The following is a 25,171-nucleotide window of genomic DNA, read 5'->3' as shown; positions in this document are numbered from 1 at the left end:
GGGACCACAGCGGCGGGCTATCCCTGACGTACCCGGCGGTGGCGCCCGTCAATCGTCCGGGTGACTGCGATCTCCGGGGCCGCGGGTCGCGGCGGCTCTGATCTCGGCTGATCTCCATCACGACGCCGCCGAACACCGAGCGATTCCGTTCCCTACCGCCGTGATCTCGGCTCCCCGATCACGACGACCCTGATTCCGGCCGCCGTCAACCGCCGGAGCTGCTCCGATCTCCACGACACCCGGACCAGCGCGGATCGCCGAAGCGGCATACAGCTCCACGACTCCGCTCCGAAGCCGGGGTCGCCACGATCATCGTTCCGATGTCAGATCTCCGTGCCGGGAAACCGTCGTCAATCGTCGGGGCGGTCACGGTCGCGTCGGCTGGGCCAGGTGCGCGGTTCCCGGTCCCGTCCGGACGGATCGGGAGCCGCCGGGCGGGACCGGGAAACCGGGGGCCCCGGCCAGGCCGGGTCGATGATGATCTTGCCGGGGCGGGTGCGGCGACGGGTCGGCGGGGTCGGGCGCGGGGGCGCGGCGGCGGGCCAGTTCCGCGAGTCGGTGCCGCGGTTGCGGGGTTGCGGGAGCGCGAACGGTTGCGTCGGCGTCGGGCCAAGGCCGCCGAGGTGCTGGGCGACGACGTTGGGCACCGGGCGTTGCCGCGCTACGGGGTAGCGCGCCAGAGGGTCGACCTCACCGCGGGAGCGCGCGGCCGGCTCCAGGCGGTGGCGGGCCCGACCGCGCGGCGCGACCGCACCAGGCGGTTCAGGCGACAGCAGCCGCCGGACCGAAGGCGCCTCGGCCGGCTGCCTGGGGCCGCGCGGCAGGGCCGAGCGGCGGAGGTGCACCAGGGCGAGCGCCGCGAACACCGCGGCGACCGTCGCGAGGGGCCACCAGGCCTGCATACGAGCTGCTCCCGTCGTGGAGGGTCCCCAGCAAGAGTGCCCGTTCCTCCCGGCGCCGAGCGGATGACCACACGCGTGGGTGTCACCCGGATCGGGGGCGCTTACTCATACACGACGTACGCGGGTTTCGGCGTGAGCGCGAGTACCTCGGACGGGGTCATCAGCGCTGCGCCGTGACGCGTGTCCTCCTCGTAGAACAGCTTGAAGCCGGCCAGCACGTGCGCCGGTTTGGCCGCCATGAGCGTGCGCCAGGTCGCCTTCTTCGCGGCCGCGCTGCCGATGCCGTCGACGACCTTCACGATGGACACACCCGGGTGCGGCCCCAACGCGGCCTCGTCGCGGACGATCGAAGCCGCGACCTGGTGGTAGGCCATGATCTTGTCGGGCAGCCGACGGTCCTGGGCAAGCCGGGCGAGGTAGGCCGCGACGCCGTCGAGCTCCGCGCCCGTCGTCCGCCCGAACTTCTCACCCGGCACCACCCCCGGCTCGACGGCCCACTCCGGGTCGAGCGCGACGCCGACGTCCGGCTCGGCCAGCCACCGCTCGTACGCCCGCACCTCGGGCAGGAAATCCGCGCGGCCGGGCTGGATGTTGAGCAGCAGCACACCCTTGAGCGCCCGCGCTTCGGCGAGGTAGCCGGCGATCGTGGCATCGGACGCGCGGGTGCGGTACATGCCGTCGGGGCCGGGCGTGCGGTGGGCGGCCGTCGCGATGAGCTCGACGACGGGCGTCACCGCCTGCCGGTACGCCCCCGCCTGCCCGAGAAGCTTGCGCCCGGCCGCCGCGAGATCACCGGTCATCTCGCCGAGGGCTTTCGCGTGCGGCGCACCGCAGTAGCCGACGAGCAGGCTCGTGGCCAGCGCGTTCGGCGGCGGAGGGGGCGGTGGCGGCGACAGTGGCGGCTGCGAAGAGGACGGCGGTGACGCCCCCGCCGGAACCCGTCGCGACACCGCCCCACACGCGCTCACGACCATCCCCGCGAACGCCGCCGTGAATACCGCTCGACGGGTGAACCTCGGCTCGTGACGCACGCATCCTCCAAGCCGGCAGCGGTGGGGAATCCTTTGCCAGCGCCGGAAAAGTACCCGCGTGATCGACTTCCGAACCGGCATTGAAGAACAAGATTTCCCTTGAACCACAACGAATCGGCCAATTTCCCAGCCAGCGGAACACCTTCACTCGAACAGCCCCGTTACAACAGCACTTATATAAGTCCTGTTACACTCCCCCTCATGCCCGAGTTCACCGATCCCACCGAGCAGAGCCTCTGGCGCCCCATGCGCCTGCTCCAGCACGCGATGGACGACGACATCGGCCGCCTCTACACCGAGCGCGGCATCGAAGGCCTCAAACCGAGCTTCGTCATGGAGCTCCTGCGCCTGCACGCGCGCGGGCCGATGACGATCACCGAGCTGGCGGCGTCGGTCGAGCGGACGCACTCGGCGTTGAGCCAGAAGGTGGCCGCCATGCGCAAAGCCGGCCTGGTCACCACCACCACGGGCGACGACGCGCGCAGCAAGAAGGTGGTGCTCACGCCCAAGGCCGAGGAGATCGTCGGCCGGCTCGCGGCGGAGTGGCGCGCGACGGAGGCAGTGCTGGCCGACCTCGAGGCCGAGATCCCGTACCCGTTGAGCAAGGTGGTCGGGGACGTCGAGAAAGCGTTGGCGCGCAAGAGCTTCCACGACCGCATCGCCGAGAAGCTCGAAGGTGACGAGGCCTGGCGATGAGAGCGCAGCTGCTCGACGTGACGCCGTTGCGCACTTCGCCGCAGTTTCGGCGGCTGTGGATCGGGCGCACGTGCTCGGTGCTCGGCGCGCAACTGACGCTCGTGGCCGTGCTGTTCCAGGTCTGGGAACGCACGGGCAGCACCGTGTGGACGGGCGCCGTCGGGCTGGCGCAGGCGTTGCCGATCGTCGCGTTCGGGCTGTTCGCGGGCACTCTCGTGGACCGCGTCGACCGGCGGCGGTTCTACCTGGTGATGACGGTGGCGCAGGCCGCGTGCTCGGTGCTGCTGGTCGCGCAGAGCGCGGTGCCGGGGTTCCCCGTCGGCGGGGTGCTGGCGATCCTGGCGGTGCAGTCGTGTTTCGTCGCGGGCAGCGGGCCGGCGTCGCGCACGTTCATCCCCCGGCTGCTGCCGCGCGAACAGCTCGCCGCCGGGCTCGCGCTCAACCGGATTTCCTTCCAGGGCTGCATGTTGCTCGGCCCCGCGATCGGCGGCGTACTCATCGGCTGGGTCGGTGTGACCGGCTGCTACGCCGTCGACGCAGTGACGTTCGGCTGCGCGTTCTACGGCGCCTTCGGCCTGCCGGCCATGCAACCCGACGACTCCGCGCGCCCCGGCCTGCGCGGCATCGCCGACGGCCTCGCGTTCCTCGTCCGCACCCCCGCCGTCCGCGGCGCGCTCCTCACGGACCTCGCCGCGATGGTCCTGTCCATGCCGACGAGCCTCTTCCCGCTCGTCAACGCCGAACGCTTCGGCGGCAACCCGCGCACCCTCGGCCTGTTCCTCACCGCGATCGCCGTCGGCGGCGTGGCGGCGTCCGTGTTCTCCGGCGTCTTCACCCGCCTGCCACGGCCGGGGCTGGTGATGCTGGTGGGGTCGGCCGCTTGGGGTCTTGCGCTGACGCTGTTCGGGCTCACCACGGATCCGTGGCTGGGCCTGGGTTTCCTGGCGTTGGCCGGCGCCGCGGACACGGTGTCGGTGGTTTCGCGCAGCACGGTCGTGCAGCTGCACACGCCCGACGCGCTGCTCGGGCGGGTTGCCGCGGCGGAGCAGATCGTCGGACAGGCGGGGCCGGACCTCGGCAACCTGCGCGCGGGGCTGGTGGCGGCGCCGACGTCTGCGCTGGCGTCGCTCGTCAGCGGCGGGCTGTTGTGCATGGCCGCGGTCGCCGCCGTCGCCGTGACGACGCCGAGCTTGCGGCGGTTCGCCGTTCGAGGCTAGGACAACCCCTTGCGCAGAGCCGAAATGCGGTCCACCGACGTCGTGAAGTCCGGGATCGAGCCGAGGTTCTTCGCGAGCGCGTCGGCAGCCGCGTCGCCCTGGTTGACGTCGCGGCCGGAGGCGAGGATCAGGTCGACGCCCGCCTTCGCGGCGAGCACGGCGCGGTTGCCGGTGTCGCCGTAGTCCTGGAGGGCGCCGGCCTCGAGGGCGTCGGTGATGGTGACGCCGCGGAAGCCGTCGCGGCGGCGCAGTTCTTCCTGCACGACCGTCGGTGAGAGGCCCGCCGGGTGGCTCGCGTCGAGCGCCGGGTACACGGCCCACGACAGCATCACGAGCTTCGCGGCCGTCCCCGCGTACGGCGCTTCGTCCTTCGTACGCAGCTCCGGAAGCGGCACGTTCAACGTCACCGGCGCGACGTCCGTGTTGCTCCCCGCCGGAGCCGCCCCCAGCCCGGGGAAGTGCTTCGCCGTCGACGCGACGCCCGTGGCCTGCTCCGCGGCGACGAAGTCCCGGCCCAGCGTGCCCGCCTTGGTGGCGTCGCTCGAGTACGAGCGACCGTATTCGTCGATGAAGTTCCCGGCCTGCCGGTAGACGTCGAGCACGGGCGAGAGATTGACGTTCATCCCCACGCCCGCGAGGTTCTTCCCGGCGCCCGTGCCGGCCGCCTTCGCCGCCGCCTCCGGGTTCGCCGACTGCCCCACCTGCTTCTCCGACAGCGTCGGCTCGCCCGGCAGCCGCCGGACCTGCCCGCCTTCCTGGTCGGTCATCAACAGCAACGGCCCGCGCACCGGACTCTGCGCCGCCGCGTCGCGAAGCTGCTTCACCACGCCCGCGATCTGGCTGCTCGACGAGATGTTCTCGCCGAAGAAGATCACCCCACCCGCTTCACCCGCGCGAATCCGCTGCAGCAGCTGCACCGGCGGCGTCAACCCGGCGTACGAGTAAATGACCCGCTGCCCCGCCAGCTGCCTCGGCGTCAGCTCCCGGCCGCCCGCCGCCCCAGGCACCGCCCCCACCGTCACCACGGCCACCGCGACGGCGGCCACCACCTGCACGACACGCTTCATGGCACTCCCTCCAGTGGGCCCACGGTAACGCCCGCGCGTGACGGGCGAAAACTCTCCGACCGAAGGGTGCGCGATGTCCGAAATCTGCCAGTGCGGCGCCCTGGCCGAGTTGCCCCGATACGCGCCCACCACCGACAATCGCGCCTGCACCGATCCGGCAACCCTGAATCGGCCGAATGGACTCACCGAAAGCCCCCGCCCTTCCGTCTTCGCCGCAAGGGTCGCCGGATCCGTCGCCGCAGGGGTTGCTGCCGCACCGCATGGGCCGGAACATCAGCAGATACGGCTACCGTGCCGCACGTGAGCTACTTCCTGACCCGCGTCCTCACCATGCTCGACCAGGGTGGCGACACCGTCCTCTTCCACCACGAAGGGCGCGCCACGACCTACGGCGCAGCAGCCGAAACGCTCCGCCGGATCCACACCGGCCTCAGCGGCACAACCGGCATCGTGGCGATCGACTCGCCCAACCGGCCCGAAGTGATCCTCGCGCAGGTCGCCGCCCAGTTGCGGGGGCTCGAAGTGCTGCTGGTGGCAACGTCAGCCAGCAAGCCGGCCAGGGAAGCAGCCCTCGAGCAGACCGGCGCCACCCTCCTCGACCTCGACGAGCTCACCACCGGCAAACCGTCCACTCCGGACACCATCCCCGACCGGGTCACCGCGATCTTCCCCACCGGCGGCACCACGGGCACCCCCAAACTCATCCGCCACACCGGCATCTACGACGGCATGGCTCACATCTTCACCCCCGACGGCACCCAAACCGTCCTCATCACCGCCCCGCTCACGCACATGACCGGCAACGCCGCCACGCTCGGCGCACTCCTGGGTGGCAACAAAATCGTGCTCCGCACAAGCTTCGACGCCGAAGAGCTCCTCCGCGACATCGAAAACCACCGCGTCACCAGCCTCTCCCTCACCCCACCACGCCTGGCAAAAGTCCTCGACAGCCCGGCACTGGCCGGCACCGACGTCTCCAGCCTGAAATCCCTCTCCCTCGGCGCCGCCCCGCTTCCGCCGAGAAGGCTCAGGCAGGCGCTCGACACCTTCGGCGCAAAAGTCGGCCAGGGATACGGCCTCACCGAAGCACCAATGATCGCCGGCATCTCGGCCGAAGAGCTCACCCGGGACCACCGGCTCGGCTCCGTGGGCCGCATCGTCCCCGGCATGGAGGCCCGCACGGAGAACGGCGAGATCCTCGTCCGCGGACTGTCCATGATGGACGGCTACCACGGCGAACCCCCGATCGCCGACGACTGGCTCCCCACCGGCGACCTGGGCCACTTCGACGACGAAGGCTACCTCTACCTCCACGACCGCATCGCCGATGTGATCATCACCGGCGAGCACGGCACCAAGGTCGCCTCCACCGCCATCGAGCACACCCTGCTCACCCACCCCGCCGTCAAAGCCGCGGCTGTCTTCGCGGTCCCGGGAAAGAACGGCGAGGGGGAGCTGGTTCACGCCGTCGTCGTAGCCCGAGCCACCGAAGCCGAACTCCGCCACCACGTACGCGAAGAACTCGGCGGAGACCACTTCGTACCGTCCACCGTGGACTTCACCGCCGAGCTGCCCCTCACCCCAGTGGGCAAAGTGGACAAACGAAAACTGGCCGAACCCTTCTGGTCCGGCCACTCCCGCCACATAGCGTAAACAGTGCCCATAAAAGAAGAGCCGGTGTGTGCACCCCCCGTCGGTGCACACGCCGGCTCTTCGGCTACGGGTTACTTCACTTGTCGCCGAAGCGGATCGAGGCGACCTGCTTGTCGAAACCGATCTTGCTCAGGTCGGCCACGCTGGCCGTGATGACCATCGACTGACCGGTGCAGTTCGGGCCCTTCCAGAGCTTCACCGGGCCACCGCTGAGCTGGATGGAGGAAACCTGCGTCGGCTGCGGGTTGGCGACACAGCCCGGGCCCGCCACACCGAAGGAACCGTTGGGCTCGGAGAAGTTGATGCCGCTGTCGAGGATCGCGCTGCCGTTGCCGAGGGTCACGCCACCGGGAGGAGTCGTGGTGCTCGAGGACGGCGGGGTCGCGGTCGAGGAAGAGGACGCGGGCGGGGCCGCCTGGCCGCTGGAGGCGGGGGCGCCACCCTTCGGCAGTACCTTGCCACCGGTCGGCGAGATGGCGAACCAGGTGCCGCCGACGCCTTCACCGTTGATGTCGCCGGCCTTCTTGTCGCCGGAGAAGCGGTAGAGCGCCCAGCCGCCGATGGTGACCTGGCGGGAACCGTCGGCGCGGGTCAGGATGCCGATCTTGGCGGCGGGAACACCGTTGACGAAGATGCGCGAGCCCGGCTTCACCAGCACCGGCGGCCACTTCACAGCGCAGTCACCGTTGCAGTTGGACGTCGGCGGCTTCGGGCTGTCCTTGTCGAAGCGGTAGAGCGTCATGCCGGCACCGTCGTGGACGATCGGGTTCAAGCCACCGGCCGAGCCGCGGGTCAGCTGCACCCACTTCATCGCGGCGTCGTCGGTGCGCGGGCCCTTGTAGTCGTCGCCCTGGCTCAGGTCCGCGCCGTTTTCCTTGGCGGTACCGGTCTTGTAGTCGACGCCGGTCGTCGGGTCGGTGCCCTCCTGCGAGGCCTGGGCCTTGCCGCCCTCCGGCGTGACGCCGAACCACGTGCCGCCCACGCCCTGGCCCTTGGCCTGGCCCGGCTGCGAGTCGCCGCTGAACTTGTACACCGGCCAGTTGCCGATCGTGACCTGCAGCGTGCCGTCCTGGCGCTTGACGAAGCCGACGTCGTTCTTGTCGACACCGTTGAGGAACACCTTGCCGCCCGCCTTCACCGTGACCGCCGGCCAGGTCTTGGCGCAGTCACCGTTGCAGTTGGACGTCGGCGGCTTCGGGCTGTCCTTGTCGAAGCGGTAGAGCAGGAAGCCTTTTCCGTTCAGCACCACCGGGTTCAGGCCGGACGCGGACCCGGCGTCGAGCTCCACCCACTGCTCGGCGGCGTCGGTGTCGGACGGGTCGGCGAAGTCGCCGGTGTTCTGCGGCGCGCCGTTCTCCTGGGCCGTCCCGGTCAGGAAGTTGACCGACGACGCCGTGTCGGTGCCCCCGGCACCGGCCGGAGCGGCACTCGGCGTGCCGGCGGTGGAACCGCACGCCGTCAGCGCCGCCACACCCGTCGCCACCAGGGCGGCGAGCATCGCAACTCGAGTACGCAACATTTCGGGTTTCTCCCTGTCAGAGCCGGCTGCCGGAGATGGCGAGCCTTTGATGACCGGTACACGGGTGTGGTCCCCGTGAGGGTTCACCGAAGTTTCGTGACGGCGGTCACACCTGGCCAAAACGAGAACTCCTTGCCAGGACAGCAGAAAAGCGCTGCCCGTTCCTCCAGTCCACACTGGACGAACGGGCAGCGCCCTTCGACGAACCTACAGCGAGGCCGACACGAACTGGTGCCCGTCGGTGTTCTCCACGAGCACCGACGCGACGTTCGCCGGGTCGACGAGCGCCGAACCGTCGAGGTTCACGCCGTCGCTCGCGGCCTTGTCCGACACCAGCCAGTTGCCGGCGATCTCACGGCTGCCGTCCTTGCCGACCACCACGAGCCGGCACTTCTGCCCCTCCGGGATGCCGGTGACGGACGCGTTGAGCCGCACCCAGCCGACCGCCGGCGTGACGGCGACGTTCAGCCGTGCCCCGGAGGCGGACTCGCCTGTCACGAAGCGGGTTCCTGGTGCCACAGTGGCCGGCGCGGACACCGGTGGCGCGGCGACGGCCGTTCCTGGCCCGCCGTCGCCCGACTTCCCGACGAGCACGCCCGCGCCCAGCGCCGCCGCGGCGACGACGACCGCCGCCGACGCGGCCAGGATCCGGCCCCGGCCGCGGGCACCCGCCGACTCCGACCTGATCTGCCGCAAGGTGCGTTGCAGCAGCAGGTCCGCGTCGTCCGGCGGCCCGTCGAGCAGCGCCTCGGGCGGCAACGCGCCCAGGAACTCCTGCATCTCACGCAATGACTCCACCTCCTCCCGGCACTCCGCGCAGGTCGTCAGGTGCTGCTCGACGTCCTGCTGGTCGGTTGTGCCCGCCTCGCCGGCCACGTAGGCCTCGAGGTCGAACCGGTCGTTGTGCGAAGTGTTCATCAGGCGGCCCCCACTCCCAGTCGCTGCGACCGGAACTGCTCACGCAAAGCGCGCAACCCGTAGTAGGAGCGCGATTTCACCGTGCCCGGTGGTATGCCCAGTTTCTCGGCGGTCTCGCCGACCGTCCGCCCGTGCAGGTACACGTGTTCCAGGACTTCGCGGTGCTCGGCGCTCAGGTCGTCCAGCGCCGCGAGCACCACCATCGAGTCCACGACCTGGTCGGAGTGGTCGCGCGCCACCGGCACGGTGGTCGGCGACTCCGCCACCTCCGTGGGCCGCGCGGCCCGCGCCCGGATCTTGTCCGTGACCAGGTTCCGCACCACGGTCAGCAGCCAGCCCCGCACCGAGCCCTTGCCGTTGACCAGGCTGTCGGGGTGTCGCCAAGCGCGCACCAATGCCTCCTGCACGACGTCTTCCGCCGCCGCTCGATCACCGAGCAGCCTCGTGGCGTACGCCAGCATCGCCTTGCCGTGCTCCTCGAACAGCGAGCGCACGAGAGCCTCGTCGGCGACCTGCTGGCGATGACGGGTCCTCAACCCGGCCATCCGCTACCACCCTCCCGAGTCCCGCAAGGTGCGGGATCTCCTCACCTCCACGAGGGGCACACGGATGGCGAGCGGGGTTCAGTTCAGCGGATACCGAACCGTGACCAACGCCACAGTTCGGCCTCGGGCGTCAGGCAGAGCAGTGCTTGCCGGAGTTCACGCAGTCGACGACCGTCGCCATCAGGGCGTCCGGCATCACGTCGATGAAGTCGGCGTGGTCGGAGACGGGGTTGTTCAGCTCCTCCGGGAACGAGTCGATCGCGTACTCCGCGCCGGCCGGCACGGTGTAGGAGATCTCCAGGTGCAGGCGCGGAACGGCGAACGTGCCGGCCTGGCACGCGCCGTTCGGAGCCGGGAAGACCAGGTGCGACTTGTGGTTGGCGCTGTCGGTGGTGCGACCGTTCCAGCAGCTCGGGAAGTCGAACAGCCGCACGACTTGCTGCCCGGCCGGGCAGCGCGGGTACTGGCGCCCGACGTGGTCGCGGCTGCCGGAACACGTCCACTGCACGTGGTCGGTGCCGACGCCGCCCTGGGTGTACCCGTGTGGGTTGCCGGTGTTGGCGCGCAGGAAGCGGGGCATCGGCACGACGTTGGTGACCGGGCTGCCCTGGTACTCGATCAGCACCGAGTCCGGCACGAGGATCCGCCCGAACACGGTCTGGCGCGCGTCGCCGTGGGGCAGGCGCAGCACGGGCCAGTAGTAGGTCGACTTGTCGCCGGCCTGGCAGGTGGTGCCGGCGGCGGCGAGGGAAGCGTCGGTGGAGAACGCCGTGGTGGAGTCGTTGCCGACGTAGTCGTGCAGATGGTGCGCCCCGCCGGCGACGCCGGGGCTGATCACGACGTTGTCCGAGTTGTGACGCCCCTCCTCGTCACGGCCGCAGCCGATGCGCCAGGTGCCGCTCGACCCGCCCGGCTGTACGGCGGGCGCCGGCGGCGCGACGGGCAGCGCCGAGACGTCGGCGAAGTAAGCGGGGGAGACGGTGTGCTCCTCCTCGTGCGCGCCGGCCGTGAGCGTGTTGTAGCCGACCACGCTCGCCGGCACGGCGATCAGCACCAGGACGATGGTGAACACGATCCACCCGGGCGACCAGCGCCGCCGCGATTGCGAACCCACGTGGATCATTTTCACACTGTCAAGATCGCGACGTGCGCGGGGCTGTCAGTCCGGGACCACGACCCGCATCGGCAGCACGCGCTCGCGGTGGTGCTCCTCGTGCAGGTCACGTCTGCGCGCGTGCAGCAGCTGCGCGAGCGTGACGACACCGAGGACCTTTTCCGGGTCCTCGCGGTCCACCACCCGGGCGCGGGTGACGTGGCCGAGCGCGAGCTTGTTGGCGACCTCGCGCAGCGTCTCGTCGGGGAACGCGGTGACGCGCGCGGGCGCGGCCGGCCCCGGCGTCATCACCTCGTGCACGAAGAACGTCTCCAACGGGTCGGTCGTGTACTCGCGCGTGAGGTGCAAGCGCCGCCGCGCGATCTTCTCCGTGAGCACGGAACGCTTCAGCAGCAACACGGACAACGCGTATGCCGACACCGAGGCGACCACGAGCGGCAGCAGGTAGCTCCACGCGTGGGTGAGCTCGAGTGTGAAGACGATGCCGGTCAGCGGCGAGCGCATCACGCCACCGACCACCGCGGCCAGCCCGCACGTCGCCCAGAACCCGGCCGCGACGTGCGGCAGCAGCGCCCCCTCGGCCGCACCCAGCGCGGCGCCGATCATGAACACCGGCGCCAGCACGCCGCCGGACGTGCCGGAGCCCAGTGACAGGGCCCAGATCAGCGTTTTGACCACGAGGATGCCCACGATCAGCTGCGTGGTGGCCTGGCCGGTGAGCAGCTGGTCGATCACGTCGTAACCCACGCCCAGCGCGTGCGGTTCGACCAGCCCGCCCGCGCCGATGATCAGGCCACCGATCGCCGGCCACCACATCCAGTGCACGGGCACGCGCGCGAACAGGTCCTCGGCGAAGTAGACGAGCGCCGTCGCCCCGATGGCCAGCAGGCCGCCGGTGATGCCGGGGATCAGCGCCAGCCCGTCGGCCAGCGGCCCGGTGCTCTGCGGCGCCTGCACCCCGAACACCGGCCCGGTGCCGAGGAGGTAGCCCCTCAGTACGGTGCTCACCGCGACGGCCCCCGCGACCGGCACGAGGCTGCGCGGGCGCCACTCGAACAGCAGCAGCTCCACGGCCAGCAGGATCGAGGCGAGCGGCGCGTTGAACGTCGCCGCCATGCCACCCGCGGATCCCGCGACCAGCAACGTCTTTCGCTCGTCCGCACTGAGTTTCAGCAGCTGCGCGAGGATCGACCCGACGGCGCCGCCGGTCATGATGATCGGCCCCTCGGCCCCGAACGGTCCCCCCGTCCCGATGCTCACCGCCGCCGACACGGGCTTGAGCAACGCCACCCGCGGCGCCACGCGGCTCTCTCCCGTGAGGATGGCCTCGATCGCCTCGGGCATGCCGTGGCCACGGATCTTTTCCGAGCCGTACCGCGCCATCACCCCGATCACGAGCCCGCCGACGACCGGCGCGACCACCACGAGCCACCACGGGTGGTGCACCGCGCCCGGCGCCACCAGGTCGGTGGCGACGCGCTGGTAGAAGACGAGATTGGTGATCAACCCGATCAGCTTCAGCAACGCGAACGCCGCCACCGCGCTCGCCGCCCCCACGAAGAGCGCGAACGCCGTGATCAGCAACATCCGCGGCCGCACACTGAAGTCCCCCAGGTGCGCCGCCCGCCCCGGCGCGCTCACAGCCGCCCCGGCCCGGCCGACGGCACCAGCGGCGCCTTTTCCGCCGCCGCCAGCAAGTCCTCGACGCTTGCCGCCGCTTGTTCACGTTGCTTCGGATCGAGCTGCCCCAGCAACTCCCCGAGCGCCTCATGCCTGCGCGCGAGCACGTCATCCACCACTGCCTGCCCCGCCTTCGTGACCTCAACAGTGACGACGGTGCGCCGGTGCTCGTCCTCCCCGCGCCGCACATAGCCGTGCGCCTCGAGCTTGTCCGCCAACCGCGTCACCGACGAAGCGTTCACGCCCATCGCCGCCGCCAACCGCGAACACGGCACCCGCCCCACACTTGCCAACACGACCAGCAACCTCACCTGCGGAAACGTCACCCCCCGCGGCGCGGCGTGCGCACTGTCCCACGCCACCGCCACGAGCACCCGCGTCAGCCGCTCCAGGCGGTCAAGATCGGAGTCTTGCATAAGGCAAAACTTGCTATAGGCAAGGTCTTGAGGTCAAGAGAGTCCGCGCGTGGCCCGTGTCACCCACCGGAACACACCAGGTGAACGACCTGCCCGACCCCGAAGATCTCGTGCCGCCGCCCGCTGGCCCTGAACCCCACACGCCGGTACAACGCGAGCGCCCGCTCATTGGCGACGCCGGTCCACAACTGCAACCGGCTCTGCCCCCGGCCCGCAGCGCACTCTTTCAGCACACCCAGCAACGCCGCACCCACTCCCGCACCCCAGCGCTCCGGCCGCACGAACACCATCGAGACGTGACACAACCCCGGCTCCACCGGCCCCCGCCCATCCTCCGGCCGCCCCGCCTCGGCCAACACCATGCCGACGACGCACCCGCCCTCCACCGCCACGAGCACCAGCGCTTCGGGATCCGCCAACTTCTCCCGCACCCGCTCCACCCGCTCCACCCCAGGCACCTTGCCGCGCGCAACATTGGCCGCACGCCAACACTCCCGCGCCTCTTCAAGCTCAGCGACAGTCACTGCGACCCGAACTTCGACCATGGCCTCATCGACTCCACGTCCCATCGGCACCTCCCAACGCAACCCGACCACACGCCGCCGCTGCCCATCACACAACGCTGGCCGGCGCCGCCCTTGCCACCCCTCAACCCCCACCCGGCAACACAACTCACCCCCCACCCACCCCTCCCCGCACCCTTCCCCCGGCCGGCCCCCGATGTCTTTCCAAAACGCGGTCGTGACAATCAAGAATCGGGGTGCCCACCACCCACCAATCGGGCGCAATGGTGTGCGCAGCACGCCGAGCCGCCACCCGCTTCCCCCAAAGCCCCTAAACTCGACCACCGGCGACGCGGGAGGTGAGCCCGGTGGAGAACCACCCCTTCCGGGGCAACCCCGGAACGCACCACATCACCCGATCACAGCGCCCCACGCGAGGGCGGCACGCTGCGCGTACAAGACCGCGCGGATGAACGGAGAAAGAGTCACCCCCGCGTCGCCGACCAGCCCGACCAGTCCGACCAGCCCGGCCACACCACCCGAGCCGTCCCACCCTGCCGAGCCGAGCCGGCGAGCCGTGCCAACCAAGCGAGCCGGGTCAGTCGAGCAACCCGAGCCAAGCCAGCAATCCATGCCAGCCGCCCCAACCGAGAACGCCACACCACTCGGTCCCCAAGAACCATCCCTCCTAGACCCCCTCCCCCCAATCTGGCGCTGGCAAGTCCCCCACTGGCCCACCTTCGAATCCTGCGCCGCAGCCCTGGACCTCACCCCAGGCGAACTCTCCTGGTTCTCCGACCCCCGCCACTGGAACGACCGCGCCAACCACACCCTCCGCCATTACCACCACCGCTGGATCCCCACCGCCACCGGCGGCCTCCGCCTCATCGAGCGCCCCAAACCCCGCCTGGCGGAACTCCAACGGCGCATCCGCCGGCACGTCCTCACCGCCCTGCCGGTCCACGACGCCGCCCACGGCTTCCACCCCGGCCGCTCCATCCTCACGTGCGCGCAACCCCACGCGGGCCAGGACAAAGTCATCCGCATGGACCTGGAGCACTTCTTCCCGACCGTCTCCGCCCGCCGGATCCGTTCACTGCTCGAACTGGCCGGCTACCCACCTGCCGTCGCCCAGGCCCTGGCCGGAATCCTCACAACGACCACGCCACCGGACGTCCTCAAAAGCGCACCCAGAAAAGTCCGCGACCAACTCAAAAAACCGCACCTGCCCCAAGGCGCACCCTCATCCCCGGCCGTCGCGAACGCCGTCACCAACCGTCTCGACCGAAGGCTCTCGGGCCTGGCACAGAGACTCGGCGCGAACTACACCCGCTACGCCGACGACCTCGCCTTCTCCGGCGAAGCCACCCTGCTCCTCCACCGCCTGCTCCCCGGCGTCCGCCGAATCGTCGAAGACGAAGGCTTCCACCTGCGCGACGACAAAACCTCCGTCGCCGCCAAGCACCAGTGCCAGCGCGTGGCCGGCCTCGTCGTCAACACCAATCCCGCGGTTCAGCGCACCCACTACGACGACCTCCGCGCCACTCTCCACAACTGCGCGACAACCGGCCCCCAGGCGCAGAACCACGCCGGCCACCCCGATTTCCGGGCGCACCTGCGAGGCCGCATCGCCTGGATCTCCGCGACGAGCGCGCTCCGAGGTGCCAAGCTGAAAGAGCTCTTCGACCGAATCGATTGGAGCTGACCGTGGAAAACGACAACGTGTTCGACGTCCTCGCCGCCCTGGACCGGCTCCCCGACACGGCCGACACGATGCTGGTCGACGAGTACTTCGTGGACAAACCCACGGCCAGCGCGCGGATCTTCCGCATCTACCGCGAGCTGCCGCTGCACTACCACACGGAATGCGACGAGCACCTCTACGTGCTCAGCGGCCGCGGCACGTTCCACCTCGACGGCGAAGAGTTCGAAGCCCGCCCGGGCCTGCTGCTGCACTTCGAGAAGACCAAGGTCCACGGCTTCCCGCGGATCGGCGAGCACCCGCTCGTGGTGCTGTCGGTGGACGTGCCGAGGCGGCGCCCCGACGACGTGGTCTTCGTGGACCCGTCGCAGGGCGACGCCGGCACGTTCATGGCGCGCAACGCGCCGGAACCACCGCGCTAGGCAGGCGTCACGCCACCAGCGGGCAGAGGGTCCGCTCGAGCTCGGCCCACGAACCGACCGGCGCCGCGCCGGGGTCGACGTCGCGCGCCTGGATGTCGCCGGCGCGCTGCGCCAGGTCGAAGCGGTTCTCGCGCCATGCGTAGGCCAGCAGGTCGTCGTACTGCGTACGGGGCAGCCAGCCCTGCTCGCGCCCGACCTCGAGCCGCATCAGGTGGAACACGAGCTCGACGCTGCCCGGGTCCAGACCGCGCAGCCGTCGCGCGAACCCCTGCGCCGCGTCGAGGTTGCCCGCCTGGAAGGCCGTGTAGGCCAGGAAAAGCGCCGTCGCGGCCATCACGTCGGAACGGTGCAGGCCACCTTCGGCCGCGAGGTGCTCGGCGATCCGGAAGCTGCGGCCTCCCTCACCGAAACCCCCGTCGGACTCCACGGCCTCGGCCAGCGCACGCTGCTGGCGCGTGAGGTAGTCGTCCGCTAAATCCACCCAGCTTGCATTCATCATCGAAACCCCTCCCCTCAGCCGAGCTTTCACCCGACTGCTCCTCTGCACAAGATGTTACGGCGGAGTGGCAGATACATCGAATGCCCCAACGCCTTCCTCCGTTAGAAGGTTGGGGAGTCACGAAGTGTGCTCAGAGGCCCGTGATTTGGCCCCTCCGGCCGACCGGATGGGGTAACTTCGGGCAAGATCAACGCGGGCGAGGGCACCATCCCGGACGAAACGTTCACTTCCGCCGATGTGGTCATCTCGCTGGTCGGTTGCAAGATCGGTCCGCTTCGGAACGCACAGATGGTTCGCAGGGGCAACGAAAATTCCCCATCCGACCCGGAGTCCTCCCTGGACTCGCCCGGCTACCGTGCAGTAATGACGACCACGGTGTTCCGCGGCGGCCGAGTCTTCACCGCCGACGCCGCGGGCACGATCTGCTCGGCCGTCGCGGTGTCCGACGGCCGGATCGTCGCCGTCGGCGGCGACCGCACGGTGGAGCCGTTCCTGCGCGAAGCCGACGACGTCGTCGACCTCGCCGGCGGACTCCTGCTGCCGGGTTTCGGCGACGCCCACGTGCACCCCGTGCTGGGCGGACTCGAACGGATCCGCTGCGACCTTTCGGGCGCCGCAACCGCCGACGCGTACGCACGCATCATCGGCGAATACGCCCGCGCCCACCCCGACCGGGAATGGGTCCTCGGCGGCGGCTGGGCCATGGAAGCGTTCCCCGGCGGCCGCCCGCACCGCGCCGCGCTCGACGCCGTCGTCGGCGATCGCCCGGTGCTGCTCCCCAACCGCGACCACCACTCCAGCTGGGTCAGCACGGCCGCCCTCACCCGAGCCGGGATCGACCGCGACACCCCCGACCCGGCCGACGGCCGCATCGAACGCGACGCCGACGGCGAACCCACCGGGCTCCTCCACGAAGGCGCCGCCGACCTCGTCGCCCGCGTCGCACCGGTCGACACGCAGGAAGACCTCGACGCGGCCCTCGCCGAAGCCCAGCGCTACCTGCACTCCTGCGGTGTCACGAACTGGCAGGACGCCTGGGTGGCCGTGCCGGGCGAAGGGCCGAACGTCCACGAGTCCTACCTGCGCGCCGACGCCGCCGGCACGCTGACCGCGAAGGTCACCGGCGCGCTGTGGTGGGACCGCTCGTGCCCACCGGAAGCCGTCGCGGACCAGGTCGCGCGCCTCGCCGAGATCCGCGCGGCCACAGCGGCGCGGTGCCGCAGCTACCACACGCCGTCGGTGAAGGTGATGCAGGACGGCGTGGTCGAGACGTTCACCGCCGCCATGCTCGAGCCCTACCTCGACGCCCACGGCCACCCGACCGGAGACCGCGGCCTCGGTTTCCTCGATCCCGCCCTGCTCTGCGACGTCACCACCGCCCTCGACGCCGCCGGCTTCCAGGTCCACTTCCACGCGATCGGCGACCGCGCTGTCCGCGACGTCCTCGACGCGCTCGAAGCGGCCATCGCCGACAACGGCACTTCCGACCGCCGCCACCACCTCGCCCACCTGCAGGTGGTGCACCCGTCCGACGTCGGGCGCTTCCACCGCCTCGGCGCCACGGCCAACCTGCAGGCACTGTGGGCCGCGCACGAACCGCAGATGGACGTGCTCACGCTGCCCTTCCTCGGCTATCCCCGCGCCGCCTGGCAGTACCCGTTCGGCGATCTCCTGCGCACCGGCGCCGCGCTCGCGATGGGCAGCGACTGGCCGGTCAGCAGCCCCGACCCGCTGGCCGCGATCCACGTCGCCGTGAACCGCGTCCTGTCGGGCGCGACCACTCCGCCCTTGGGTCCGGAACAAGCGTTACCGCTCGCGACCGCGTTGCGCGCCTACACCGCGGGCAGCGCCGCGGTGAACCACCTCGACGACATCACGGGCGCGCTCACCGTCGGAAAGGCCGCCGACCTGGTGGTTCTCGACCGCGACCCGTTCGACGGACCGCGCCAGGAAATCGGCGCGACGCGGGTGGTCCGGACGTACGTGGCCGGAATCGAGGTCTATCGGGCCTAGACTGCGCAGCCGGAGCTGTCGTTCTACCCAGGGTGAACCTGTTGCACCGAACGGGTGACAACCGCCGCTGCCGCGTCTGAGCCGCGGCCAAACGGGTTAGCCCGACGCCACCCGACTCCGCCAGAGGAGAGCCCGATGCCGATCCGCGTGCTGATCAGCCACGAGAGCACCGCGATTCCCTGCGAGAAGTGTGGTTACCCCACGTTGCACGTCGCCCATCTCGTGACTCCCGAAGGCCAGTGCATCGGCCAAAAGCTCGTGTGCACGCTGTGCCGAGACCGGGAAAGCCAGGAGCGGGAGACACCCGAGCAGCAGCTCTCCGCCGGCTGAGGTCAGGCCACTTCCCCGCGCCGGCTGTCCGCCGTGTGCAGCCCCAGCATGTCCAGCAGCAGCGCGCAGTCGTCGGCATCGCGCGAGTTCGACGCCACGGCGAGAGTTGCCTTGCGGCGCACTTTTTCCTGGTGCGCCAGGTTTTCCTCGGTCAAGAGGTCCGCGGCCGGGTGCAGCCCGGCGCTGATGTCACGCATGCCTGTTCTCCCCGAAGTGCGAAATCCCTTCTCCTGCGAACCTACCCGGGTGCGCGTGGGGTGAAACGCGATCAGAGCCAGTCGCGGCGCTTGAACGACGCGTAGAGGCCCACCGAGAGCAGCACAATGGCCACTGTGGACACCCAGAACCCGGACGTGGCCTGGAATCCCGGGTAGGGTACGTTCTGCCCGTAGAACCCGGTGACCGCCGTGGGCACCGCGATGATCGCCGCCCAGCTCGTGACCTTCTTCATGATGGTGTTGAGCCGGTTGCCCTGCAGGTTCAGCTGCGTCTCGCGCACGGTCGCCACCAGGTCGCGCAACGACTCCGTCCACTCCGACGCGCGCAGCACGTGGTCGTAGACGTCCTGGAAATACGGCATCATCACGCTGTCGACCAGGTGCTGGTCGCGGCGCATCACCGTGTTCACGACCTCGCGCATCGGCAGCACCACACGGCGCAGCGCCGTGAGGCTCTTGCGCAGCCGGAACGAGCGCCGTTGCAGCTCACGCTGGTCGGGCCGCTCGTCGAAGACCAGGTCCTCCAGCGCTTCGATCTGGTCGTCGAGCGCCTGGACGCTGTCGAAGTGCCCATCGACGATGTAGTCGAGCAGGCCGTGCAGCAGAAACGCGACGCCGGACTTCGCGAGATCAGCCGAGGAGTCCCACCGCTGCGCCACGGCTTCGATGTCGAACCCGTCGTCCTTGCGAACGGTCACGAGAGCCTGCTTCGTGACGAACGCAGCGAGCTCCGACTTCGCGACCATGCCGGTGTCGACGTCGAAGTGTGCCGAGTACGCGATGAGGAAGGAATGCGTGTCGTAGCGGTCGAACTTGGGCCGCTGGTGCTCCTCGGCCGCGTCCTCGACGGCCAGCGCATGGAGGCCGAGCTCTTCGGAGATCGAGGCGAGGTCGTCTTCGGTCGGCTCGCAGAAGTCGAGCCAGACGGTGGTGGCCGGGTCCTGCAGGTAGTCGGAGACCTGCTCGACCGGGAAGTTCTCTTCGACCAGCACGCCGTCGCGGTAGACCCGAGTGTGCGCCACGCCGTGCCACCTTCCGCCGGGGGTTGAACGTTTCGCCGAAAAGTACCCGCCGGCGACCTCCGCCGAACCCGCCCGGCTTCCACCGAAGGTGTTGTGTGACTGGCGTCACCGCGCCGGCTGCGGCACTGTTCACGCCGTGCGATCAGCCCGAGGTCCCCGCCACCCCGTCCGCACCGCGCTGGTGGGGCTCACGGTGCTGGTGCTCGGCATCGTCACCGCGCTCAACGCCCGGAACCTGCCCGTGATCGGCGACGGCACCACGTACGCCGCAGAGTTCGCCGAAGCCGCCGGACTGCAGAACGGCAACGACGTGCGCATCGCCGGCGTGGCGGTCGGGCGCGTGTCCGCCGTGACGCTCGACGGCGCTCGCGTGCGGGTGTCGTTCAAGGTCAAGGACGCGTGGCTCGGCAACAGCACCACTGCCGCCATCAAGCTGAAAACGGTGCTGGGCCAGAAATATCTCGCGCTCGACCCGGCGGGCGCCGGCTCGCTCGACCCAGACGTGCCGATCCCGAGCTCACGCACCACCGTGCCCTACGACGTGCTCGACGCGTTCCGCGATCTCTCGGCCACCGTCGACCACATCGACACGGCGCGGCTCGCGCACAGCTTCGACACGCTCGCCACGACGTTCGCCGACACTCCCGCCGACGTCCGGACGGCGCTCGGCGGACTCTCCCGCCTGTCGGACACCATCGCCTCCCGCGACGCGCAGCTGACCGCGCTGCTGGCCAACACCCGCACCGTGTCCTCGACGCTCGTCGACCGCGACGCGGAAGTGCGGCGCCTGTTCGCCGACGGCAACCTCCTGCTCGACGAGGTGGCCCGCCGCGAGTCCGCCATCTCCACCCTGCTCGACGGCTCGCGGCGCCTCGCCACCCAGCTGTCCGGCCTCATCGCCGACAACGACCACACCCTCGCGCCGACGCTCGCCGGCCTCGACCAGCTCACGTCCTTGTTGCAGCGCAACCAGGATTCCCTCGCCCACGGCGTGAAAGCGCTTGCCCCGCTCCTGCGCCTCGGCACCAACCTCGCGGGCAACGGCCACTGGATCGACGGTTACCTGTGCGGTCTGGTCCTGCCGTCGATCGGGCCGCTGAACGAGCAGGGCTGCCACCCGCGTTAGGGCGTGATCTTCCGGAAGCCTTTCGATCTTGTTCGAAAAGGTCGACAGGAAAGGGAAAACGCCGGACCCGCCCTCGAGAACAGGCGAAGCCGGCGTTTCTCGCGGCAAGCGTCAGGCGTGGTCCACGGACACCTCGTCCTGCGCGGGAGCCTCGTACCCCGGCACGTGCGTGATCCGCACCGTCACCTGGTTGTCGTTGTACGTATAGGCCTCGTACGTGAACTCGACGCCCGTCTTCTCGATGTGTTCCATCCACGCGCGGTACTCGTGGCGCTTCCAGCCGGGGAAGTTGAAGAACTCGTCGAAGTGCACGATGCTGCCCGGGCGCAGGCGCGGGCCGACGTTGTCGAGCACGGTTTTCGCGGAGCTGTAGAGGTCGCCGTCCACGTGGAGGAAATCGACGTGGCCCGGGTGCTTCTCCAGGAATCCGGGGAGGCTGTCGTTGAAGAGGCCGACGACGAGTTCCGCACCGGGGACGTCCGGCAGGTCCTCGCGGGCGAAGGCGCCGGCGGGCATGCCGTTGAGCCACGCCTCGGGCAGGCCTTCGAAGGAGTCGAAGCCGTAGACTTCGTCGCCGCCGCGCGCGGCGGCGATGGTGCGCAGTGTGTTGCCCGACGCGACGCCGAACTCGAGCGCCATCCCACCCCTCGGGGCCAGGGACAACGCGAACTTCAGCGTCTCGGGCGGGCTGCCGAAGTGGCGGGCACCGATGAGGTTCTCGCGGGCGAAGATGTTGCTCTCGAGCGCCGCGTCCTGGTCGCCGGCGTACACGATGTCGCGGCGGCTGCGGATTTCGAATTCCACCACCCGGTCGAGCAACCGGTCACCCTGGCGGACGATCTCGGCGCGGAGCTCGTCGCGGATCTGGTTCAACTGTTCGGCGTACGGGTCATGCAGGCGGGTGGCCACCCGGCGCAGCACCAGGCCGGCTTTCCGCCGCAGCGCCCCGCCCAAAGTCTTTGCCGTGAAACGATCTTGGTGCGGCTGGTTCATCCCGGGACGATATACGTCAACCGGGCGTTGATTCGAGGCGGCCGGATTACCCGCGGGTAACGGCAAGCGTCCACTGTGTACCGATCAGCGACTGTGTACCGATCAGTGGCGTGGTGGCTGCCCGTGGCCCGAACGTCACCCGCCGCACCCCTACGGGCAGCTTGCCCGAAACCCCCAGGGCCGATCATGGGATGGTGGCGACCATGACGACACGAATGTGGTGGGCCTGGCAGACGGTCCGCTCGGCCGCGATCGCGTATCGCACCGGGCGCCGACGGGCCCGCGACTGAGACCGGTACCGGCCGGGGCACCCGTCGGCGTCAGCGTTCCGGTGAGTCTCCGCCCTGCTCGGCCAGGAACCGTTCGAACTGCGAACCGAGCTCCTCGGCCGTCGGCATGTGCTCCTGCGACTCGGCCAGCAGGCTGTCGCGGCCCGAGGCTTCGACGAACGTGTCGTACTGGCGCTCCAGCGCGCGCACGACGTCGGCGACCTCGTCGGACTCGGCGACCTGGCGGTCGATTTCGGCGGTGGCGACCTGCGCAGCCACGCGCAGCTCACCGTCGGGCAACTGCAGGCCGGTGGCGCGCTCGACGGACTCCAGCACCAGCAGCGCCGCCGACGGGTAGGCCGACTGCGCGAGGTAGTGGGGCACGTGGGCGGCGAAGCCCATCGCGTCGTGGCCCCACTCGCCGAGGCGGTACTCCAGCAGCGCGGAAACGCTCCCGGGCACCTGCATGCGGTTGGGCAGCGGCTGGTGGTCGCCGCCGATGAGGCTCTCGCGCGTGGCGTGGGCCGTGACGCCGAGCGGACGGGTGTGCGGGGCACCCATCGGGATGCCGTGGAAACCGACGGTCAGGCGCACGCCCCAGCGCTCCACCAGGCTTTTCACGGCGGTGGCGAAGCGCTCCCACTCGTGGTCGGGCTCAGGGCCGGACAGCAGCAGGAACGGCACGCCGTCGGTGTCGTGCAGGAGGCGAACGGCCAGCTCAGGGGCCTCGTAGTCCTCCCAGTGGTCCACCGCGTAGGTCATCGGCGGGCGCCGGGAGCGGTAGTCGATGAGGCGGTCGACGTCGAAGCGCGCGATCACGCGGTTCTCGACCTCGTTCGTCAGGTGGTCGGTGACGAGCCTGCCGGTGGAGCCCGCGTCCATGAAACCGTCGAAGAAGTGCAGGAGCACGGCTCCGTCCAGGTCGGGGACGTCCGAGTCCACCTCGTACAGCTCCTCGGGATCGAATCCCACCGGAATCCTCCTGCTGCTCGCTGTCGTGCACAGACGTACTGTGTTGTTCGTTGGCGATCCGACCACAGTCACGGCCGAAACCGCCCGCACGCCCGGTGACGTCACCTTGGGCATCCGCCTGCTTTTGCTCGGATCGCCAACGGGTTTCAACGCGGCATCCCCGCGAATCCATCCCGCCCGCGGCGGAAATAGTAACGCCACGCACTCACCGGGGCCCCGGATCGGGGCACAGTGACACTTGTCGTGGCCACGGTCACCGCGGTTCAGGCACGCTGAGCAGGTGACCGCACAAGAACTGAGCCTCAGCCTTCGGCCACCCGAGCACCGGGTGAGCCGCAAGGCGATCGGCCACTGGACGGCGTCGGCCGCGATCGCCTGGCTCGTCGTGATCGGCGTGCAGGCGGTGGTGGTGGCTACGAGCGACGACCCGCCGTCGTGGCTCTCGGTGACGCTCGTGCTCTGCTGCGTGCTCGGGCCGCTGCACCTGCTCGTGATGCCGCAGTGGCGCTACCGCGTGCACCGGTGGGAGGTCACCTCCGACGCCGTGTACACGCAGTCGGGCTGGCTCAAGCAGGAGTGGCGGATCGCGCCGATTTCGAGGATCCAGACCGTGGACATCGAGCGCGGCCCGCTGGAACAGCTGTTCGGGCTGGCCCGGATCACGGTGACCACGGCGTCGGCCGCGGGGCCGCTGCGGATCTCCGGCCTCGACCATGACCGCGCCGTGGCGCTGGCCGACGAACTGACGCGCACCACGCAGGCCGTGCGCGGGGACGCCACGTGAGCGCGGCGTTGCCGGCGACCACGCAGGCGTACGAAGGCACAGCGGAAGCACCGTGGCACCGGCTCGACCTGCGAATGCTGCTGATCCGGCCGGTGCTCGACCTCGTGCGGTCGCTGCCGGTGCTCGTCGGCGCGCTCGTGCTGGGCTCCGGCAACAGCTGGCAGTGGATCGGGCTCGCTTTCACGGCGTTGACGATCGCCACCGGCATCTCGCATTGCCTCACCTCGCGCTACCGCGTCACCGCGACGCAGGTGGAATGGCGCACCGGGCTGCTGCTGCGCAAGCAGCGGGCGGTGCCGCGCGACCGGATCCGCACCGTCGACGTGGTGTCGGAGCCGAAGCACCGGCTGTTCTCCCTGGCCGCGGTGCGGATCGGCACCGGGCGGCATTCGCACGGGAAGGGGCCGGGCAAGGACGAACTGGTGCTCGACGCCGTCACGCGCGAGGAGGCGCAACGGCTGCGGACCCTGCTGCTGCACCGGAAAACGGTGCCGGCCGATGTCGTGGCGCCGCCGGAGCAGCTCGTGGCGGCCGTCGACCGGAAGTGGCTGCGGTACGCGCCGTTCACGCTGTCCGGGATCGCCGTGGTGGGGGCGATGCTCGGCACCGTCTACCACTTCGCGCACGAGCTGAACCTCGACCCGGTGCGCTACGGGCCACTGCGCGAGCTGGCCGACCGCGTGACGCAGGAACCCGTGTGGCTCACCGTGGTCACGGCGGCGATCGGCCTGCTGCTGCTCGTGTCGGTGCTTTCGGTGGGCGGCTACGTGCTGTCGTTCTGGAACTTCCGTCTCACGCGCGAGCCGGGCGGCACGCTGCACATCCGGCGGGGGCTCATCACCACGCGGTCGGTGTCGATCGAGGAGGACCGGCTGCGCGGCGTCGAGCTGAAGGAACCGTTGCCGCTGCGGATCGCGGGCGGCGCGAAGTGCGTGGCGGTGGCCGCGGGCCTGCGCGAAGGCAAGGGCGCCGACAAGGGCGGCGGGCTGCTGCTGCCACCCGCGCCGCTGGGACGCGCGCAGGAGGTGGCGGGTGAGGTGCTGGGCGAGGACGTCGCGGGCGCCGCGCTCGTGCGGCACCCACGGCAGGCACTGAACCGGCGGATCACGCGGGCGTTGACGAGCGTGCTGGTGCCGGCGGCGGCGCTGTTCCTGCTCGCGTGGGCCGGCGCGTTGCCGGACTGGCCGTGGCAGCTCGCGCTGGTGCTGGTGCCGTTCGCGGTGCTGGTGGGCTGGGACCGTTACCGCACGCTGGGCCACGCGCTGGCCGGCCGCTACCTCGTCACGCGCTCGGGTTCGCTGGCGCGCACGACGGTCGCGGTGCGGCGCGACGGGCTGACCGGGATCGTCGTCGAACGCTCGTGGTTCCAGCGGCGCGCCGGGCTCGTCACGGTGGTCGCGCCGATCGCGGCGGGACGCGGCCGCTACCACGTGGTGGACGTCGGCGAAAGCGCCGGACTCGCACTGGCCGACGCGACGGTGCCGGGGTTGCTCACGCCGTTCCTGATCACCGGGAAACGGGCCGAATAGCCGGCCGTGATCATTCCGGTGAATTCGCCGC

25 protein-coding genes are annotated in these 25,171 nt (G+C 70.3%); 10 read left to right on the top strand and 15 right to left on the bottom strand.

Going from position 1 to position 25,171, the window contains the following annotated elements:
* Positions 1 to 350: 350 nt before the first annotated feature.
* Together ABZU76_RS36305 and ABZU76_RS36300 are read right to left on the bottom strand one after the other, a co-directional pair.
* Complete coding sequence (locus ABZU76_RS36305; protein WP_354878059.1) at positions 351 to 902, bottom strand: hypothetical protein; 552 nt, start codon at positions 900 to 902, stop codon at positions 351 to 353.
* A gap of 101 nt (positions 903 to 1,003) precedes the next feature.
* Positions 1,004 to 1,933 (bottom strand): hypothetical protein, encoded by a 930-nt coding sequence (locus ABZU76_RS36300; protein ID WP_354878056.1) that lies wholly within the window; start codon positions 1,931 to 1,933, stop codon positions 1,004 to 1,006.
* A 201-nt stretch (positions 1,934 to 2,134) separates the two neighbouring features.
* On the opposite strand from ABZU76_RS36300, the gene ABZU76_RS36295 reads away from it, so the two are divergent.
* Entirely contained in the window at positions 2,135 to 2,629 is a 495-nt protein-coding gene (locus ABZU76_RS36295; RefSeq protein ID WP_354878053.1) for a MarR family transcriptional regulator, read from the top strand.
* Positions 2,626 to 3,846, top strand: a complete 1,221-nt coding sequence (locus ABZU76_RS36290) for an MFS transporter (RefSeq protein WP_354878050.1) — start codon at positions 2,626 to 2,628, stop codon at positions 3,844 to 3,846. Before ABZU76_RS36295 ends, ABZU76_RS36290 begins: the two co-directional genes overlap by 4 nt.
* Here ABZU76_RS36290 and ABZU76_RS36285 read toward each other — a convergent pair.
* Entirely contained in the window at positions 3,843 to 4,913 is a 1,071-nt protein-coding gene (locus ABZU76_RS36285; protein ID WP_354878047.1) for a glycoside hydrolase family 3 N-terminal domain-containing protein, read from the bottom strand. The genes ABZU76_RS36290 and ABZU76_RS36285 overlap by 4 nt on opposite strands.
* A 300-nt stretch (positions 4,914 to 5,213) precedes the next feature.
* On the opposite strand from ABZU76_RS36285, the gene ABZU76_RS36280 reads away from it, so the two are divergent.
* Entirely contained in the window at positions 5,214 to 6,566 is a 1,353-nt protein-coding gene (locus ABZU76_RS36280; protein ID WP_354878044.1) for a fatty acid--CoA ligase family protein, read from the top strand.
* A 76-nt stretch (positions 6,567 to 6,642) separates the two neighbouring features.
* On the opposite strand, the gene ABZU76_RS36275 is transcribed toward ABZU76_RS36280, so the two are convergent.
* The 7 genes from ABZU76_RS36275 to ABZU76_RS36245 form a co-directional block, all read right to left on the bottom strand.
* Positions 6,643 to 8,085, bottom strand: a complete 1,443-nt coding sequence (locus ABZU76_RS36275; protein ID WP_354878041.1) for a hypothetical protein — start codon at positions 8,083 to 8,085, stop codon at positions 6,643 to 6,645.
* A gap of 207 nt (positions 8,086 to 8,292) precedes the next feature.
* Entirely contained in the window at positions 8,293 to 9,003 is a 711-nt protein-coding gene (locus ABZU76_RS36270) for a zf-HC2 domain-containing protein (RefSeq protein ID WP_354878038.1), read from the bottom strand.
* Complete coding sequence (locus ABZU76_RS36265) at positions 9,003 to 9,548, bottom strand: sigma-70 family RNA polymerase sigma factor (protein WP_220243906.1); 546 nt, start codon at positions 9,546 to 9,548, stop codon at positions 9,003 to 9,005. The genes ABZU76_RS36270 and ABZU76_RS36265 overlap by 1 nt, the downstream gene beginning before the upstream one ends.
* A gap of 130 nt (positions 9,549 to 9,678) precedes the next feature.
* Positions 9,679 to 10,662 (bottom strand): DUF1996 domain-containing protein, encoded by a 984-nt coding sequence (locus tag ABZU76_RS36260; protein WP_354878035.1) that lies wholly within the window; start codon positions 10,660 to 10,662, stop codon positions 9,679 to 9,681.
* Positions 10,663 to 10,707: 45 nt separating this feature from the next.
* The gene (locus ABZU76_RS36255; RefSeq protein WP_354878032.1) at positions 10,708 to 12,249 is read right to left on the bottom strand and encodes a chloride channel protein; all 1,542 of its coding nucleotides are present in this window, start codon (positions 12,247 to 12,249) and stop codon (positions 10,708 to 10,710) included.
* Positions 12,250 to 12,299: 50 nt separating this feature from the next.
* On the bottom strand, positions 12,300 to 12,758 hold the full coding sequence (locus ABZU76_RS36250; protein ID WP_354878029.1) for a MarR family transcriptional regulator: 459 nt from the start codon (positions 12,756 to 12,758) through the stop codon (positions 12,300 to 12,302).
* 59 nt (positions 12,759 to 12,817) lie between these two features.
* Positions 12,818 to 13,207: a GNAT family N-acetyltransferase gene (locus tag ABZU76_RS36245; RefSeq protein WP_354878026.1), complete on the bottom strand. Its 390-nt coding sequence runs from the start codon at positions 13,205 to 13,207 to the stop codon at positions 12,818 to 12,820.
* Between ABZU76_RS36245 and ABZU76_RS36240 the strand changes: the two genes are divergently transcribed.
* Positions 13,119 to 14,966, top strand: coding sequence for a reverse transcriptase domain-containing protein (locus tag ABZU76_RS36240; RefSeq protein WP_354878023.1), 1,848 nt, complete (start codon positions 13,119 to 13,121; stop codon positions 14,964 to 14,966). The two genes, ABZU76_RS36245 and ABZU76_RS36240, sit on opposite strands and share 89 nt — an antisense overlap.
* A gap of 2 nt (positions 14,967 to 14,968) precedes the next feature.
* Entirely contained in the window at positions 14,969 to 15,385 is a 417-nt protein-coding gene (locus tag ABZU76_RS36235) for a cupin domain-containing protein (protein WP_220243912.1), read from the top strand.
* 7 nt (positions 15,386 to 15,392) lie between these two features.
* On the opposite strand, the gene ABZU76_RS36230 is transcribed toward ABZU76_RS36235, so the two are convergent.
* The gene (locus ABZU76_RS36230; RefSeq protein WP_354878020.1) at positions 15,393 to 15,884 is read right to left on the bottom strand and encodes a hypothetical protein; all 492 of its coding nucleotides are present in this window, start codon (positions 15,882 to 15,884) and stop codon (positions 15,393 to 15,395) included.
* Between the two features lie 363 nt (positions 15,885 to 16,247).
* On the opposite strand from ABZU76_RS36230, the gene ABZU76_RS36225 reads away from it, so the two are divergent.
* The gene (locus ABZU76_RS36225; RefSeq protein ID WP_354878017.1) at positions 16,248 to 17,897 is read left to right on the top strand and encodes an amidohydrolase; all 1,650 of its coding nucleotides are present in this window, start codon (positions 16,248 to 16,250) and stop codon (positions 17,895 to 17,897) included.
* 135 nt (positions 17,898 to 18,032) lie between these two features.
* On the top strand, positions 18,033 to 18,227 hold the full coding sequence (locus tag ABZU76_RS36220; RefSeq protein ID WP_354878014.1) for a hypothetical protein: 195 nt from the start codon (positions 18,033 to 18,035) through the stop codon (positions 18,225 to 18,227).
* Positions 18,228 to 18,229: 2 nt separating this feature from the next.
* On the opposite strand, the gene ABZU76_RS36215 is transcribed toward ABZU76_RS36220, so the two are convergent.
* Positions 18,230 to 18,424, bottom strand: coding sequence for a hypothetical protein (locus ABZU76_RS36215; RefSeq protein WP_354878011.1), 195 nt, complete (start codon positions 18,422 to 18,424; stop codon positions 18,230 to 18,232).
* Positions 18,425 to 18,495: 71 nt separating this feature from the next.
* Entirely contained in the window at positions 18,496 to 19,467 is a 972-nt protein-coding gene (locus ABZU76_RS36210) for a magnesium transporter CorA family protein (protein WP_354878008.1), read from the bottom strand.
* Between the two features lie 136 nt (positions 19,468 to 19,603).
* On the opposite strand from ABZU76_RS36210, the gene ABZU76_RS36205 reads away from it, so the two are divergent.
* Complete coding sequence (locus tag ABZU76_RS36205) at positions 19,604 to 20,593, top strand: MCE family protein (protein WP_354878006.1); 990 nt, start codon at positions 19,604 to 19,606, stop codon at positions 20,591 to 20,593.
* Between the two features lie 111 nt (positions 20,594 to 20,704).
* On the opposite strand, the gene ABZU76_RS36200 is transcribed toward ABZU76_RS36205, so the two are convergent.
* Together ABZU76_RS36200 and ABZU76_RS36195 are read right to left on the bottom strand one after the other, a co-directional pair.
* Positions 20,705 to 21,586, bottom strand: a complete 882-nt coding sequence (locus ABZU76_RS36200) for a class I SAM-dependent methyltransferase (protein ID WP_354878004.1) — start codon at positions 21,584 to 21,586, stop codon at positions 20,705 to 20,707.
* Between the two features lie 320 nt (positions 21,587 to 21,906).
* Positions 21,907 to 22,827, bottom strand: a complete 921-nt coding sequence (locus ABZU76_RS36195; protein ID WP_354878001.1) for a PAC2 family protein — start codon at positions 22,825 to 22,827, stop codon at positions 21,907 to 21,909.
* Positions 22,828 to 23,107: 280 nt separating this feature from the next.
* Here ABZU76_RS36195 and ABZU76_RS36190 point away from each other — a divergent pair, with 280 nt between their 5' ends.
* Positions 23,108 to 23,611: a PH domain-containing protein gene (locus ABZU76_RS36190; protein ID WP_220243920.1), complete on the top strand. Its 504-nt coding sequence runs from the start codon at positions 23,108 to 23,110 to the stop codon at positions 23,609 to 23,611.
* 74 nt (positions 23,612 to 23,685) lie between these two features.
* Complete coding sequence (locus tag ABZU76_RS36185; RefSeq protein WP_354878268.1) at positions 23,686 to 25,140, top strand: PH domain-containing protein; 1,455 nt, start codon at positions 23,686 to 23,688, stop codon at positions 25,138 to 25,140.
* The last annotated feature ends 31 nt before the right edge of the window (positions 25,141 to 25,171 follow it).

It is taken from the genome of Amycolatopsis sp. NPDC005232, from assembly GCF_040607795.1.
Lineage (GTDB): Bacteria > Actinomycetota > Actinomycetes > Mycobacteriales > Pseudonocardiaceae > Amycolatopsis.
The sequence above is the reverse complement of the archived record's forward strand: the minus strand, read 5'-3'. Positions and strand labels throughout refer to the sequence as shown.

Bases quoted from the DNA above. Each gene is read 5' to 3' on its own strand.
- ABZU76_RS36305 (WP_354878059.1), bottom strand. From the start codon at position 902: ATGCAGGCCTGGTGGCCCCTCGCGACGGTCGCCGCGGTGTTCGCGGCG.
- ABZU76_RS36295 (WP_354878053.1), top strand. From the start codon at position 2,135: ATGCCCGAGTTCACCGATCCCACCGAGCAGAGCCTCTGGCGCCCCATG.
- ABZU76_RS36290 (WP_354878050.1), top strand. From the start codon at position 2,626: ATGAGAGCGCAGCTGCTCGACGTGACGCCGTTGCGCACTTCGCCGCAG.
- ABZU76_RS36285 (WP_354878047.1), bottom strand. From the start codon at position 4,913: ATGAAGCGTGTCGTGCAGGTGGTGGCCGCCGTCGCGGTGGCCGTGGTG.
- ABZU76_RS36275 (WP_354878041.1), bottom strand. From the start codon at position 8,085: ATGTTGCGTACTCGAGTTGCGATGCTCGCCGCCCTGGTGGCGACGGGT.
- ABZU76_RS36270 (WP_354878038.1), bottom strand. From the start codon at position 9,003: ATGAACACTTCGCACAACGACCGGTTCGACCTCGAGGCCTACGTGGCC.
- ABZU76_RS36265 (WP_220243906.1), bottom strand. From the start codon at position 9,548: ATGGCCGGGTTGAGGACCCGTCATCGCCAGCAGGTCGCCGACGAGGCT.
- ABZU76_RS36255 (WP_354878032.1), bottom strand. From the start codon at position 12,249: ATGTTGCTGATCACGGCGTTCGCGCTCTTCGTGGGGGCGGCGAGCGCG.
- ABZU76_RS36250 (WP_354878029.1), bottom strand. From the start codon at position 12,758: ATGCAAGACTCCGATCTTGACCGCCTGGAGCGGCTGACGCGGGTGCTC.
- ABZU76_RS36240 (WP_354878023.1), top strand. From the start codon at position 13,119: ATGCCGACGACGCACCCGCCCTCCACCGCCACGAGCACCAGCGCTTCG.
- ABZU76_RS36230 (WP_354878020.1), bottom strand. From the start codon at position 15,884: ATGATGAATGCAAGCTGGGTGGATTTAGCGGACGACTACCTCACGCGC.
- ABZU76_RS36225 (WP_354878017.1), top strand. From the start codon at position 16,248: ATGACGACCACGGTGTTCCGCGGCGGCCGAGTCTTCACCGCCGACGCC.
- ABZU76_RS36220 (WP_354878014.1), top strand. From the start codon at position 18,033: ATGCCGATCCGCGTGCTGATCAGCCACGAGAGCACCGCGATTCCCTGC.
- ABZU76_RS36215 (WP_354878011.1), bottom strand. From the start codon at position 18,424: ATGCGTGACATCAGCGCCGGGCTGCACCCGGCCGCGGACCTCTTGACC.
- ABZU76_RS36200 (WP_354878004.1), bottom strand. From the start codon at position 21,586: ATGAACCAGCCGCACCAAGATCGTTTCACGGCAAAGACTTTGGGCGGG.
- ABZU76_RS36185 (WP_354878268.1), top strand. From the start codon at position 23,686: ATGCTGCTGATCCGGCCGGTGCTCGACCTCGTGCGGTCGCTGCCGGTG.